This is a genomic window from Armatimonadota bacterium, assembly GCA_036504095.1.
Classification (GTDB): domain Bacteria; phylum Armatimonadota; class DTGP01; order JAKQQT01; family JAKQQT01; genus DASXUL01.
In genome coordinates this window covers 57,507-71,749 of record DASXVS010000053.1, presented here as the reverse complement: position 1 = coordinate 71,749, position 14,243 = coordinate 57,507, and the positions used below count along the sequence as shown (strand labels likewise).

At 63.7% G+C, this 14,243-nt stretch carries 9 protein-coding genes; 5 read left to right on the top strand and 4 right to left on the bottom strand.

Translation table 11 applies throughout. The features are described 5' to 3' along the window. Positions 1-89: 89 nt before the first annotated feature. The 4 genes from VGM51_13300 to VGM51_13285 all read right to left on the bottom strand — a co-directional run bounded on the left by VGM51_13300 (position 90) and on the right by VGM51_13285 (position 6,871). Complete coding sequence (locus tag VGM51_13300; protein HEY3414011.1) at positions 90-3,305, bottom strand: bifunctional YncE family protein/alkaline phosphatase family protein; 3,216 nt, start codon at positions 3,303-3,305, stop codon at positions 90-92. A gap of 78 nt (positions 3,306-3,383) precedes the next feature. Further along, positions 3,384-4,853, bottom strand: coding sequence for an HD domain-containing protein (locus VGM51_13295; protein HEY3414010.1), 1,470 nt, complete (start codon positions 4,851-4,853; stop codon positions 3,384-3,386). Positions 4,854-4,956: 103 nt separating this feature from the next. Continuing rightward, the gene (locus VGM51_13290; protein HEY3414009.1) at positions 4,957-6,024 is read right to left on the bottom strand and encodes a thioredoxin domain-containing protein; all 1,068 of its coding nucleotides are present in this window, start codon (positions 6,022-6,024) and stop codon (positions 4,957-4,959) included. Between the two features lie 316 nt (positions 6,025-6,340). Next, the gene (locus tag VGM51_13285; GenBank protein HEY3414008.1) at positions 6,341-6,871 is read right to left on the bottom strand and encodes a c-type cytochrome; all 531 of its coding nucleotides are present in this window, start codon (positions 6,869-6,871) and stop codon (positions 6,341-6,343) included. Positions 6,872-7,092: 221 nt separating this feature from the next. Between VGM51_13285 and VGM51_13280 the strand changes: the two genes are divergently transcribed. From VGM51_13280 to VGM51_13260, 5 genes are all read left to right on the top strand, one after another. Further along, complete coding sequence (locus VGM51_13280; GenBank protein HEY3414007.1) at positions 7,093-8,226, top strand: PilT/PilU family type 4a pilus ATPase; 1,134 nt, start codon at positions 7,093-7,095, stop codon at positions 8,224-8,226. Between the two features lie 202 nt (positions 8,227-8,428). Then, a complete protein-coding gene (locus VGM51_13275) occupies positions 8,429-9,970 on the top strand; it encodes a YifB family Mg chelatase-like AAA ATPase (protein HEY3414006.1) in 1,542 nt (513 codons plus the stop codon). Positions 9,971-10,707: 737 nt separating this feature from the next. Continuing rightward, entirely contained in the window at positions 10,708-11,706 is a 999-nt protein-coding gene (locus tag VGM51_13270; GenBank protein HEY3414005.1) for a substrate-binding domain-containing protein, read from the top strand. A 65-nt stretch (positions 11,707-11,771) separates the two neighbouring features. After that, on the top strand, positions 11,772-13,277 hold the full coding sequence (locus VGM51_13265) for a sugar ABC transporter ATP-binding protein (protein HEY3414004.1): 1,506 nt from the start codon (positions 11,772-11,774) through the stop codon (positions 13,275-13,277). Beyond that, on the top strand, positions 13,277-14,242 hold the full coding sequence (locus VGM51_13260) for an ABC transporter permease (GenBank protein HEY3414003.1): 966 nt from the start codon (positions 13,277-13,279) through the stop codon (positions 14,240-14,242). The genes VGM51_13265 and VGM51_13260 overlap by 1 nt, the downstream gene beginning before the upstream one ends. Position 14,243: the final 1 nt, after the last annotated feature.

Sequence of the window (14,243 nt, the reverse complement as noted above, 5' to 3'; positions counted from 1 at the left end):
ACGCTCATTGTAGCCGGGTGGCGGGTGTCAAATGACGGGTGGCCGGCGCGGAGGCCGGCCACACTGCGGCATAGCCACCTGTCACCCGACTAGTCGTCCCTTGACGCTGAAGCCACTAGGCGCGTTGCCGCGCCGAAGAGCCGGTCCTGCAATCTCGCGTACGCCGGCGAGCCAAGGCGATTGCGCCTTGCTGCTTCCCGGTGCCACGTGTCGGCCTGCGCCGAAATCCGGCCGAGACGCGCTACGCGGTAACTGTCGCGGTCCGGACCGGACAGGTCCAGGCGGTCAACCAGTTTCCAGATCCTCTTGCCTTCGGGAGTCGCGTCATAGCGGGCAACCTTGGTGATGTGGAGGCTGTCGGCCGTGATGCCGTTGTACCCGGACTGGAACATGTCGCGCAGATCTGTGGCGAACAGGTCGCCCAGATTGTTCGGCGGCAGGCCCAGAAGCAGCTCCTCCGTCTTGACGATGGAGGCCGTCACGTAGTGCCGTTTCCCGGCGTATCCCGGCTTGGCGTATGGGCTGATAACGAGAAGCGGGGTTCGGTGCGGGTGGATATGGTCGAGGCAGCCCTGCGCGTCGTCGTAACTCACGAAAATAGCGCTGCCCTTGCCTGTTGCCGCATTGTAATAGGCGGGACTGCGCATGATATGCTCGACCACCATCCCGAGCCCCACGTCGCCGTCCGCAACCTGCTGGAGCGGCGCCCCCCCAACCTCGGACTTGTTCGGCGCCTGGAGACCGCCCGTATGGTCGTTGGGCTGGTAGATATGCACGAACTTCGGAAGCGTGTTATTGGCGACCATCCGGTCAAAATCGCGGATGAACTCCTTCGCGCGGCGCTGGTCCGAAATATTGAAATTGTAACCCGGGTAGTTTCGGTCCAGCCGATCCTCGCCATTTGCGTTCTTGCCACCAAGGATGGCGAGGATCGGCAGCGACAGGAAGTAGGACTGTCCAAGGCCGCGCGTCGGCGAATCAACGTCGCCGACCGTGCTCAACGGATTCGAAACCGACGACGCGTCCGGCGCAAGGGCCGGGAATCCCGCCAGGCCGCTGGGAGGATCGCCCATCGTTGTGGGAGTGCTTGTCCCCTCGTCGGTGCCGGCGATCCGAATCAGGTCTCCGAAGTCCTTGAATGAGACGCCGTGGCGGGCGGCGTTGTTGAATATGAAGCCGCCTTCCGGGTAATCCTCGGGCTCCATGTTCTTTTCCACCAACGTTCCGCGGCCGCGCTTAACGAGCAGCGTCTTCTCCGTGTAATCGGTCGCCGTTCCCGAACTGGCGAACATGTGGCCGGCATCGCTTTCTTCGGAATCGGAGTAGTAGTTCACGGCGGTGGCGAAGTTCCTGGCCAGAGACTGCGTATTGACCGAGACGCCGGTGTACTGGCGGTCGGTGTAGGCAGAGCCATCGGGGTTGTTGTAGGCGAGGCTGGCGTACGGGCCAAAATGGTCGCCGGCTGACCCCAGCATGGAGTCGAACGTCTTGTTCTCATGCAGGATGAAGAACACGTGGTCGATCTTCGATGACGGCTTTCCGCCGGCCGGGACGACAGAGGTGTCTGCCGGCTTGTGGAGCGCAAAATTGCTCTGAAGGACGGCCGTGTTGTCCAGTCGCAGTCCCGCAAGGTCCATTTTCTGCACGCTGCCGAACACGTAGTTGCTGTCGGCGAACGACTCCAGGCCGGTGGGATTGTGTTCCGATGGCACCGGTGTACGGGGGTTGATGTCCTCGCCGATGCCCTTGGCGTTCAGGATGTAGAGCGATCGGCCGTCGGGGCTGATCGTCACACCCGTGGGATACCACCCGGTCGGAATCCGGCCGATCAACCGTGGACGCAGCAGGTTGGACGCATCCAGAACCGCGACCGAATTGATGCCGGCCTCCGCGACGTATAGCCTCCGGTCCCGGGGTGAATACGCGATGGCGTTGGGGTAGGCTCCGTGGACGGGATGCCCGTCTTTCAGGGAGACGCGCACCGGCGAAAGATCAACATCAGGCATCCGCGACTTCGCACCGGGCACAAAGACGCCCAGGCTGTCCGAGTTGGCCTTGGCGACGAAGACCACGTTCTCGGACTTTCTGCCCGCTGTCCTTTTGGCGATCGCCAACGCGGAGGGGTGAGTGTCGCCAACCTGGTTCAAGGCGTCGAGGGCTTTCCCGTGGTAAACGGAATTGGAGGCTTCGAGGCGGGCGCCGTCTCCACCTGCCGCGATCAGTACAGACACCGACGAGGTCTTCGGCAGTTTGCCTTCAGTGTCGGTCGTGGGCACATAGAAACCGTCCGGCTGATTGCCGTTCAACGGTTTGATGGCGGTCAACCGGCCTGCTTCGTCGTACTCCGGCGCCTTGAATTTGTACTCGGTGATGCCCCAGTTCGATACGGCCACCGTCACGCCGTCAGCGCTTACGGCCACGTCGTACGGGAAATATCCGACCGGGACCTGGCGGACGACTTTTCGCGATGCCGTGCGGATGACGGCAACGCTGTTGTCACCGTTGCACGCCACGTACAGGAAGCGCCCGTCAGGGCTGAGGGCCGAGCCCGCCGGGTATGTTGTATGCGCTCCGGATGCCCGGTCAAACCCGATGGGAACGGCGGGCCTTACGCCGTCGGTGTTTGCAGTGTTGAAAGCCGGCGCCGGCGTGTAGTTGGACACATATCCCTTGTCGGACGGCAGGATCGGGGCGATCAGGATGTCCGGACCGCCGGACGCGATCACGCCGGCCGGCGAGATGGTGAATACCTTGATGCTGTTCGATGGTCCGCCCGAGGCCCAGACGGTGTAGGGTCCTTTCCCGGTAATCTGCAACCCGGCGAAAACCGGCCCCGCGCCGATCTGGGACACAACCGACATCGTCTTCGCATCGACGACCGACACCGAATACCCGCCTTTGTTCACATCGCTCCGCAGCGACTTGCCGGACGGGCTGTCCACGCTGCCGTTGCGCTCGTCGTCATTGCTGGTAACCAGGTACCTGCCGTCCGGCGTCAGGCGGATGGCCAGCGGGTTCATCCCGACTTGCACGCTGATCCCCGCGGGCTTGACGATGCGCCCGTTAGGGAGCACGCCGTGATAGTAGGTCGAATGGAACTTGGCAGGCCCGGCGAACAGTTCGGCGTCTTTATACACCCCCGACTCCGAGGTGCCATACACCGGTGCGGTCACCATGCCCCAGTTGTTTTCGGAGATAGGCGTGGCGCCGCCATTGGGCGGAACAAGGGCAGTATGATCGACCGCCGCGGAGACAAGCGACCCGGAACCAACCAATGCGGCCAATCCAATAGCAATGAGTCTCATAATAGAACCCTCCAATTAGGTAGGAGTATAGGCCGGGAGTCTTAAATGGAGATTGAGGTTTTTCCGCGAACGCCGACGTTACTGTATACCCTGTGGCGGCGTCACGGTATCCTCGGCGCCGTTCACAATCTGCCGAGCGGCCTCCAGCGCGCTTTCGCGGTCCGCGAACGGCGTTTCCGCATGGACATCGCGAAGGGCCTGGATTATGCGTCCGATGCGGGGGCCGGGGGAGAGGACGAACGCCTCCATGAGGTCCTTGCCTGAAATGGGCAGTGGCAGGGCAACAGTGTTCTTCATCTCAACCCACTGGCCCAGCAGGCGCCAGGAGCCCTCAACCTGCGTCTCCACCTCTTCGTCGGTGGTCCAGGGGCCGCGCGCGGCGAGACGGTCGGCTACATTGAGCAACAGGAGCGCGGGTGCAGCAGGGCCGGCGTCCCGGAAGAACCGCGTCACGGCGCGGGTGGACACCTCCGGCGCAAGCAAACCGCCCGGGCGCATGTGAAGCCCCACCACGGCGCCCAGGAACGCGCGTTCGCGGCCGCTGAGACGGTGACGCACGGCCCAGGAGCGAGCCAGACCCTCGCTGGTGTGCTCGTGGGAGAGGAAGCGAATCCGCCCCTCTTCGTCTTCGGAGCGCGTCTCCGGTTTACCGCTGTCGTGCAGAAGGATCGCCAGCCTCAGCAGCGCCCGACGGCTGTGCGGCGGCGAAACGTATTCCCGGAGATACTCGCGCACTGGCCCTTGCAGTTCACCCGGCATGCCGCCTCCGGAGCCGCAGAAACCATCGAACTCGCGCAGCACCGCAAGGGTGTGGTCCCACACGTCCAGGTGGTGGTAGGGATTCTGGGTCACGCCGACCATGTCGCGCCATTGCGGAACGATGGAATCCAGCAGACCCATCTCGGCGGCGGCGAGCACAGCGCGGCCGCCATCCGGCACATCAAGCGTGCTGAGCCACTCATCGCGGAGCCGTTCCGGCGAGGTCGTGGACAGAAGGGGCGCGGCGTCGCGCAGCAGTGCAAGGGATTCGGTTTGGATGTGCGAGCCGCCGAGGGTTGCCAGCAAGCGCAGCCCGCGCAGCGTGCGAAGCGGATCTTCCTCGAAAACCCGGGGATGGGTCACCCGTATGATTCGCTCGCCGAGATCGCTCCATCCGCCGGTTGGATCCGCCAGTTGTGAGGGGGGCGCCGGCGGCAGGCCCCCGGGTTCGGGGGCCTGCATGTAGAAGTCCAGCGGAAGCGCCATCGCGTTGACCGTGAAATCGCGCCGCTTCAGATCGGCATCCAGCCCTAAGGGAAGCGGCACGATATCGAGCCACGCGCCATCCGCAAAAGCCACCCGCGCCGTCTGAGAGGCGGGATGCATGACGAAGAAATGGCCTCCCGCGGAACAGGCGATCTCGCGCCCGAAGGCTGCCGCGTCGCCGTCGATGGCCAGGTCAATATCTTTCGCCGGGCGGCCCAGCGCCCAATCGCGGACGGCGCCCCCGACCACCCACACCGGGAGGTTCACGAACCCCCCCAGAGCGTTTCGCACGATCTCCGTCACGAAACGCTCCGGGGGCGGCGGGTTCTCGAGGGCAGGCGCGCCGGAGGGCGCCGCGCTCCGGTGCGGATGCGGCGCCCGTTGTGTCTATTCGCTAACCGCATCGCTAGGCTTTTTTCGCCTTGTATGCCGCGAGGTGATCAGCAAACTGCTTCTTCATCACTTCCGAAGCGCTCTTGTCCAGATTCGCCACCGCCAGTTCCTGCGTGGCAATCGCCTTGTCCGCATCTCCGCTCTTGGCGTACGCCGAAGCGAGGGTGTCCAGAACGTTGGGGTTCTTGCCGTTCGTGACGGTGTTCGCGCGCTCGGCCATGGCGATGATGGTGGGGTAGTCCTTGACCTTCGGGCCGCGCTGATCGTCGAGCGCGAGCCATGCGAGGGCGTTCAACTGCATCGCATCGTCCTTGTAGATTCCCTCGGTGAGCTGCTTTCCGTAATCGAACGCGGCCTTCTCATCAACCTTGAAAAGGAACTGATATTTCGCGCCGGCGAGCTGCTTTTCCATATCCGGCTGCGCGGCGAACAGCTTGTCCATTTCGGCGACGGCCGTCTTGAAATCGTTCGCCTGAACGGCCTTGGAGATCGGTTCCAGCATCTTGCCCCTGGCTGCCTGCTCCGCCTCGGCCTTTTCGCGCAGTGCGGCGGCCGCCTTGGCGTCAAACGTACCTTTCTGGACGGGACCGAGGACGTTGTCCAGCTCCATCGGGTGCCCGATCCACTGGATGCGTCCGTTCTTGCCGATCACGAACGCCGTGGGGATGCCGTTCTGGCCCGCCGCGGTCATCCAGGTCTTGGCCATGGTGCCCGCGTCATCCTCCATCGCAACGTTGTAACCCATCTTCGGGCCCATGTCCTTGACGAACTTGGTTACGTTCGCCACGCGAACGGCGCCCTTCTCGCGCTCCCAGATGTCCACGCCGGTAAAGATGACGGCCTTGTTCTTCTTGGCGAGATCGGTGATGTGCGGGATGGAGACGCGGCACGGGCCGCACCATGTGGCCCAGAACTCCACCACGTAGACCTTGCCCTTCGCAAACTGGGTTACCGGGGTGCCCTTCACCCAACGGGCGATCTTCATGGGCGGCGGGGCATCTCCCACCTTCAACTTCGCGTTCACCGGGACGGCCGTGGCGAGCGCCGCGGCTACGACAACCAACACGGATCTTGTGTTCATCTGCTTCTCCTATCCATTCGCCAGGCACTGAAAGGCGCGGCATGCCGTGTAACGTCCGTGCTTCGACGTACCCGGGCGCGTATCGCACTGCACCGCCGGTTACATTATGCCCAATCCACACACGAGCGCGTCGAATGAGATTGCGGCGAAACGCGATGCGGGCCGACAAGCTGGTGCCGTGGTTTGAGGGAGGACGCTGGGCATTAGGCGAAACGGAAGAAGACTAGAAGCCCGCATGGCACCTAAGGGCGGAAGCTGGAGTCTGGGTTCCCGAAATCTAACCTCCAGCTTCCCACTTCCAACGACCAGCCACCGCTCAGTCCTTCTCCCCGTTCTCCGCCCGTTCGTTTCGCTCGCCCTCTGGTTCGGGTGGACGCTGGCCACCGGCTTCGGGCGGGCGCTGGCCACCGGGAGGCGCATCCCTCATCGGCATGGCCGGCATGGGTTCCGGTTCGTGCTGGCCGCGGTGGCACGTATAGCAGGTCACCTTGCCCTTCAGCGCCTTCTCGCGCTTGTTCAGGTTGGCCGTCATGGCGATCATCTTGCGCGCGGTGAGTTTCGTCGGCTTGTCATCCCGCTCGAACCCCTGTCGCGGCGCCGTTTCAACGTGGCAGAATGTGCAGCGGACGCCCAGCGATCTGGCGTACACCCGCATGTTCCCCATCAGTTGGTCGGCCGGGAGCTTTTTCAGCACCTTGATGTTCTTGAAGCGGTGCGCCGCGGTCTCCGGTTTCGGAGGCTCGGCGCCGTCCTGAGCGTGAACGAGGATGCCGAGGCTGAGGGTGGTTGTGACCACGCTGAAAGCTGCAAATGCGGAGCGCGCCATTCGGGGCCGTGTCAAACGCATAATCATCCCTTTCCAGAAAGCACAGAGCCTGTCGCGGGCGGCCGGATGGACCGTATGGGCGATTCGGCCCGCCTCCCGGGGGATACCATGCTCCGTACGGTCGCATCCTGTCTACACCGGTGGCCGCGCGCGGTTCCGGCGGACCACAATTGTAAGGAGGCTGGAACCGCATATGCAACACTTCGCCGGCCTCCTTCGTCTATCGGATTGGGAATAATTCATTGAGCAGCATACACGACCTACTGGAACAAGCCATACAAAGCCGCGCGTCGGACCTTCTCATCAAGGCCGGGGCGCCTCCCGCTATCCGCGTTGACGGGCGCATCGTCGCCGCCCAGCAGCAGGCGATGACGCCGGAAGACACTGAGGCGATCGCCCTCAACATCATCGACACGGCCAGCCGCGATCGCCTTCTGAAGCTGGGCGCCGCGGGACGGCGCGTGGAGGAAATCGACCAGATTGACGCGGACGTCGCGCTGGCCCACCTCCGCGAGCAGGACGAACTTGACCTCGTCTTCACCATCCCGAACCTCATTCGGGTGCGGGCAAACCTCTACCTTCAGCAGGGGACGATTGCCGCCGCGCTGCGCATCATACCACTCGTGCCGCGAACGATCGAGCAGTTGAACCTGCCTCACATCCTGAGGGACGTGGCGGGCAAGCCCCAGGGCCTGGTCATCGTCACGGGGCCGACCGGCAGCGGCAAGTCCACCACCCTTGCGGGCCTCATCGAGGAGATCAACAACACCCGCGCGGCCAACATCGTGACCGTGGAAGATCCCATCGAGTACGTTTTCCGCGACAAACGCAGCATGATCCAGCAGCGCGAAATCGGCCAGGACACCCGCTCATTCACCACCGCCCTGCGCTCCGTTCTGCGCCAGAGCCCGGACGTGATCATGCTGGGCGAGATGCGCGACCCGGCCACCATCGAAGTTGCCCTCACCGCGGCCGAAGTTGGGCACCTTGTGCTGACCACTCTTCACACCAGCGGCGCTCCGCAGACGATAGAGCGCATCATGAACGCATTTCCGTCCGAGAAGCGTTCGCAGATTGCGGCGCAGATTGCGGGCGGTCTGTTGTGTGTTGCCAGCCAGCGCCTGGTCCCGTGCGCCGGCGGGGTAGGACGGGTGCCGACCGTGGAGGTTATGACCGGTTCGCCGACGGTGAAACGGCAGATTGAGGGTTTCGAGATGGCCGGCCTCTCCGAGTCGATCCGTGAAGGCGCGCATTTCGGGATGCAGACGTTCAACATGAGCCTCGCCGAACTGGTGGAGCGCCGCGCGATCACGCACGAAACCGCTCTCGTCACCTCACCGGACCCGGCGGAACTGCGCCAGTTGATACGCCACTAACGCACCACCTACGGGATGGCGGCGGCCCGTCCGCCGGGCGCATTGAAGAGATCCGGGCGATACTCCGCCCGGCTCTCGCTGACTGTGGCGAGGCATCGCGGGCGGAGGCATGTTGGCTCCGCTGCCAGCCCTTCGCTTGACAGCTTCCACCCCCTCGGCGTACCATTCCCATAACGACGGCACGGCGAAGGAGCACAGCCCCATGGCTCTTGCGAAAGCGTTCTCCGCGGCGGTTCACGGCATAGACGCGTATCTCGTTGAGGTGGAAGTGGACGTTGGCCGCGGCATGGCCGGCCAGTTCCCCATCGTCGGCCTCCCCGACACGGCGGTCCAGGAAGCCCGCGAGCGCGTGCGCTCCGCCATCCGCAATACCGGCCTCGCGTTTCCGGATAAGCGTATCACGGTGAACCTCGCGCCCGCCGACGTGCGCAAGGAAGGGCCCGGCCTGGATCTCCCCATCGCATGCGGCCTGCTGGCGGCATCCGGTCAGATCGAACGCCTCGCTCTGAAGGACACCGTGCTCATTGGTGAGCTTGCGCTCGATGGCGCCGTGCGTCCCGTGTCCGGCGTGCTGCCGATCGCGCTCGGCACAAAGACCGCCGGCATGCGCCGCCTGATCGTGCCCACAGCGAACGCACATGAAGCCGCCGTCGTCACAGACGTCGAGATCTACCCGGTGGAGTCGCTGGCGGAGGTCGTCGGACTGCTGAACGACGGCGTCGGCGCGGAGCCGTTCAGCGGACCGTCGCCGTTCAGCGACCTGGAAGACCCCATCTTCGAGGTCGATTTCAACGACGTGAAGGGTCAGGACCACGCCAAGCGCGCGCTGGAGGTGGCGGCGGCGGGCGGTCACAACTGTCTGATGGTTGGTCCTCCGGGATCCGGCAAGACGATGCTGGCGCGGCGCTTGCCGACCATCCTGCCTCCCCTTACGCTGGACGAGGCGCTGGAAGTCACGAAGATCTACTCTATCGCGGGCCAATTGCCATCCAACACCGCCTTGCTCACAACGCGCCCGTTCCGCGCGCCGCACCACACGATCTCGTACGCGGGGTTGGTCGGCGGTGGGTCGTATCCCAAGCCGGGTGAGGTCAGTCTCGCACACAACGGCTTGCTGTTCCTGGACGAGTTGCCGGAGTTCCGCCGCGATATCCTCGAGATGCTGCGCCAACCTCTCGAGGACGGCGTCGTCACGATAGCCCGCATCGCTGGCAGCATCGCCTACCCGGCGCGCGTTATGTTCATCGGCGCGGCGAATCCGTGCCCGTGCGGTCACCACGGTGACACGATGCGCGCGTGCACATGCAACCCGTTCCAGATCCAGAAGTACCGCCAGCGGCTTAGCGGTCCGCTTCTCGACCGCCTCGATATCCACATCGAGGTCCCGCGCTTGAAGCAGGAGGAGATGGTCCAGAAGGGCGGCACGGGGCCGGCGAGCAAGGAGATTCGCGTCCGCGTGCAGAAGGCGCGCGATATCCAGGGCGAGCGCTTCGCCGGCCTGGGCATCTACACCAACGCCCAGATGACCAGCAAGCACCTGCGCAAGTTCTGCATTGTGGACGATGCCACCCAGAGCCTCCTGCGCGCCGCCATCAACCAGTTGGCGCTCTCGGCAAGAGCCTACGACCGCGTGCTAAAACTGGCCCGTACCATCGCGGACCTCGAGGCCCTGCCGGACATCGCCCCCGCCCACGTGGCTGAGGCCCTGCAATACCGGAGCCTTGATAGGAAGTTGTGGCAGTAGATAGCGCGAAGGGAGTGACTTTTATGAGTAGCCCTTTCCCGAATTCAAATCCATTGCTGTTTGAAACGGAGATTTGCGGGGGAAGTCACGAATACCGTCTAGAAGTGCGCGAGGCTTCGACTGGCTCGCGCTACCTGCGAATGGTGGATGTGCGCCGCGCCCGCCGAGACGAGGAGGAACGGCGAGGTGTGTTCATATTCGAAGAGCACGCTCCCGACCTTTGCTGGGCGCTCACGCGCGCAATGGCCGTGCTTGGTGACCCACACATTATTGACGCGAGCATGGATGAACCAAACCGTGAGCCCAGACGAATGGATACTCGATCAATGTGTTCTCGCGCCTACGAGCCATGGACGGAAACTGAGGATGCGCGACTTCGGCTCGCATACGAGCAGGGGCAAAGCGTTCGTTCGGTGGCAGCGATGTTAGGGCGGCAGGAACGCGATATTGAGAGCAGGCTGCGAAAACTACAGATGAAGTGAGTTCGCCGCAGATATGACAGACGTCCCGTCCATCGCGCCGGCCCACGTGGCCGAAGCGTTGCAGTACCGGAGCCTCGATAGGAAGCTGTGGCAGTAGCTGGTCCGGTCGGCGCCATAGTGGATCGTTCCGAACGGACCGCTTTGGCATTCGACGCGCCAGGCGGGACACCATAGATTCAGGCGGCGGATGCCTGCTATTTCACAGACAACATTTCCGTCTTGTCGGGAATGGTTGTCGTTCCGGGGGAGGACCCTATGAGATTCGAGCGAATGATCGGGTTGGCTCTGTTTGCCGCGATTCTTACCGGGTGTGGCAATAAATCGTCCGCCCCGCCGCCGACCGGCGAGGCCGGGAAATCCCTCAAAATCGCGGTGATCCCCAAGGGCACCACCCACGAGTTCTGGAAAGCGGTCCACGCCGGGGCCGCCGATGCGGCGAAGGAAGACGGCGTCGAGATCGTGTGGAAGGGTCCGTTGAAGGAAGACGATCGGGAGAGCCAGATCAAGGTCGTCGAGGACTTCGTGGTCAACAAGGTGAGCGGCATCGTCCTCGCGCCACTGGACGACACTGCGCTTCGGACGCCGGTCGCGGAAGCCACGAAGAGCGGCATCCCGGTGCTGATTATCGATTCCGCTCTGAAAAGCCAGGACTACGTGAGTTTCGTCGCCACGGATAACTTCAAAGGCGGCCAGATCGCCGGCAAGCAGTTAATCGAGCTGCTTGGCGGTAAAGGCAAGGTTGTTATGATGCGCTACCAGGAGGGCTCGGCCAGCACTCACGACCGCGAGGAGGGCTTCCTGAGCGCCATCAAGGCCGCGCCGGGGATTCAGGTGTTGAGCTCCAATCAGTATGGCGGCGCGACCACGGAATCGGCCCAGAAGATGGGCGAAAACCTGTTGACGCCCTACAAGACGCCGGACGGCTCAGTGGGCGTCGACGGCATCTTCTGCCCCAATGAGAGCACCACCTTCGGGATGCTGCGCGTGCTGCAGGACGGCGGTTTCGCTGGCAAGGTGAGGTTCGTGGGATTCGACTCGTCACAGAAACTTGTCGATGCTCTGAAGGCGGGCCAGATAGATGGCCTGGTGCTGCAGAACCCGTACAAGATGGGCTACCTGGGCGTCAAGACGTTGGTGCAGAGCCTGAAGGGTACGAAGGTGGAGAAGCGAATCGACACCGGCGTGACCCTCGCGACGAAGGAGAATATGGACACAGCGGCGATCCAGAAGCTCCTCGCGCCGCCCCGGATCTAGAAGCGGGCAGACGGGGATGGTTTTGGCCCCCATCCCCGTCCTCCTCTCAATTACCCTGAGTTCAAATGCAGTCTCCCGGCACTCCCGATTCACCCCCCCTTCTGGCGATGCGCGGCATCACCAAACGGTTTGGCGCTACGACTGCGCTCGATGGAGTGGATTTCGAGGCGCGCGAAGGGGAAGTGCACGCCCTTGTTGGGGAGAACGGCTCCGGCAAGAGCACCTTGATGTATGTGCTTGCGGGCGCTCTGCGGCCGGACGAAGGCACGATGACCTTCGCCGGTGAAGCGTTCCGCCCGCGCAACCCGATGGACGCCCGCCGACGCGGCGTGGCAATGATCCACCAGGAATTGTCGCTGTGCGGCCATCTTTCCGTGACCGAGAATGTGCTGCTTGGCATGGAAGACGCCCGTTTTGGCGTCCTCCGCCGAGGCGAGATGAAGAGCCGCTGCCTTCGAGCCCTCGATATGCTGGGCTACGGACACCTCGATCCGGACGTTCCGGTTCGAAGCCTGCCAATCGCCATCCGCCAGGTGGCTGAAATTGCCCGCGCCGTTGCGATTGGCTGCCGCGTAGTCGTACTCGACGAGCCCACCAGCAGTCTGTCGGAAAGAGACGCGGAGCGGCTCTTCGATGTGATCGCCATCTTGAGGTCGCAGGGGCACGCCATCGTCTACATCTCGCATTTCATGGACGAGATCCAGCGCGTTTCCGACCGGTTGACCGTACTGCGCGACGGCAAAATGATAGGGACGCGAATCACCGGCGACGCGACACCCGACGACATCGTGACGATGATGGTCGGCCGCAAGATCGATTCCTTGTATCCTCGCTCGAACCGCCCTCTCGGCGAGCCGCTGCTGCAAGTGGCGGGCCTCGCCGGTGTATCGAAGCCCGAAAGCGCCGGGTTTGTCCTGCATCGCGGGGAAGTGCTGGGAATCGCGGGTCTCAACGGTTCGGGCCGCACGGAACTCCTGCGAGCGCTGTTCGGCCTGGACGCGATCCGGCGGGGTGAGATCAGGCTGGGGGTTCACATCGGATGGGCGTCGCCGGCCCGCCGTTGGGCGCAGGGCGCCGGCCTGCTGAGCGAAGACCGCAAACTGGAAGGCCTCGCGCTCCCAATGAGCATCGCCGACAACGTAACGCTCAGCAGCCTGCACCGCATGGGAACGGCGGGAACGATCCGGCCGCGGCGACAGAATACGGCCGCTGCGGAGTGGATCCGACGCCTCGACATCCGGTGCCTGGGGCCCCAGCAGCCCGTGCGCGACCTGTCCGGCGGCAACCAGCAAAAGGTCGCGTTGGCGCGCCTGCTGCTGCACGGGGTCGACGTTTTGCTGCTGGATGAGCCTACGCGCGGCATCGACGTAGGCAGCAAGGAGATGATCTACCGCCTCATCGATGAATCCGCGCGGGACGGCAAGGCCATCCTGATGGTCAGCAGTTACCTACCGGAATTGATGGGGGTGTGCGATCGCATCGCGGTGATGCACAAGGGTGAACTCGGAGCGGCGGTCCCGGTGGACCGGACGACCGCCGAAACCCTGATGAGAGAGGCAACCGGATCGTGATGAAGAAGAGGCTTCGTCTTCCTGCTGGAGCGGTGAACCTCGGAGGGTTGGCGCTCGCGTGGCTCGCCGTGTTCGGCTATTTCAGTTACTACGCCCCCAGTTTCCACACGATGGACAACCTGGAGACGTTGGCGCGCCAGGGCACCGTTGTGAGCATGTCGGCGCTGGGAATGACCTACGTTATCGTTTCGGGCGGGATCGATCTGTCCGTCGGTTCCATCATGGCGTTTGTGACGGTGGTGGTGGCGTGGATACTCCAGCGGAATATGGGGCCCGTGGCGGCGCTGGCGGCCGGTGTTGGCGCCGGAGCGTTCTGTGGACTCGTCAACGGCTTCCTCATCACACGCCTGAAGGTGGCCCCGTTCATCGTTACGCTGGGCACCTACCTCATCGTCCGCGGCGCCGCGAAAGGCATGGCGCACGAGCAGAAAATCGACGCCCCCATCACCTGGTTGAACGACCTTGTCGCGCGATTGGGGCCGGATCAACGTGCGATGCTTTTCCCCGCCGGCGTGTGGCTGATGCTGGTTCTGGCGGTGGCCGTCGCGTGGGCGCTCCGCTACACGCAGTTCGGCCGACACGTTGTGGCGGTGGGTTCCAGTGAGGCGGCCGCGCGCCTCTGCGGCGTCCCGGTGGAGCGTGTGAAACTGCTGGTCTACACGATGAGCGGGCTTTTCGCCGGACTGGGCGGGCTCCTCCTGTTTTCCAGGCTGAGTGTGGGTGACCCAACGGTGGCGATCGGGCAGGAACTCGACGTCATCGCGGCCGTGGTCATCGGCGGCGCCAGCCTGTCCGGCGGAGAAGGCTCCGTGGTCGGATCACTGCTCGGCGCGTTCATCATGACGACTCTCCGCTCCGGGGGGTCGCAGATCGGGTGGGAAAACTGGCGTCAGGAGATGATCACCGGTGGAATCATCATCATCTCGGTCGCGCTGGACCGTCTTCGGGCGCGTAGGGCAGTCTGAG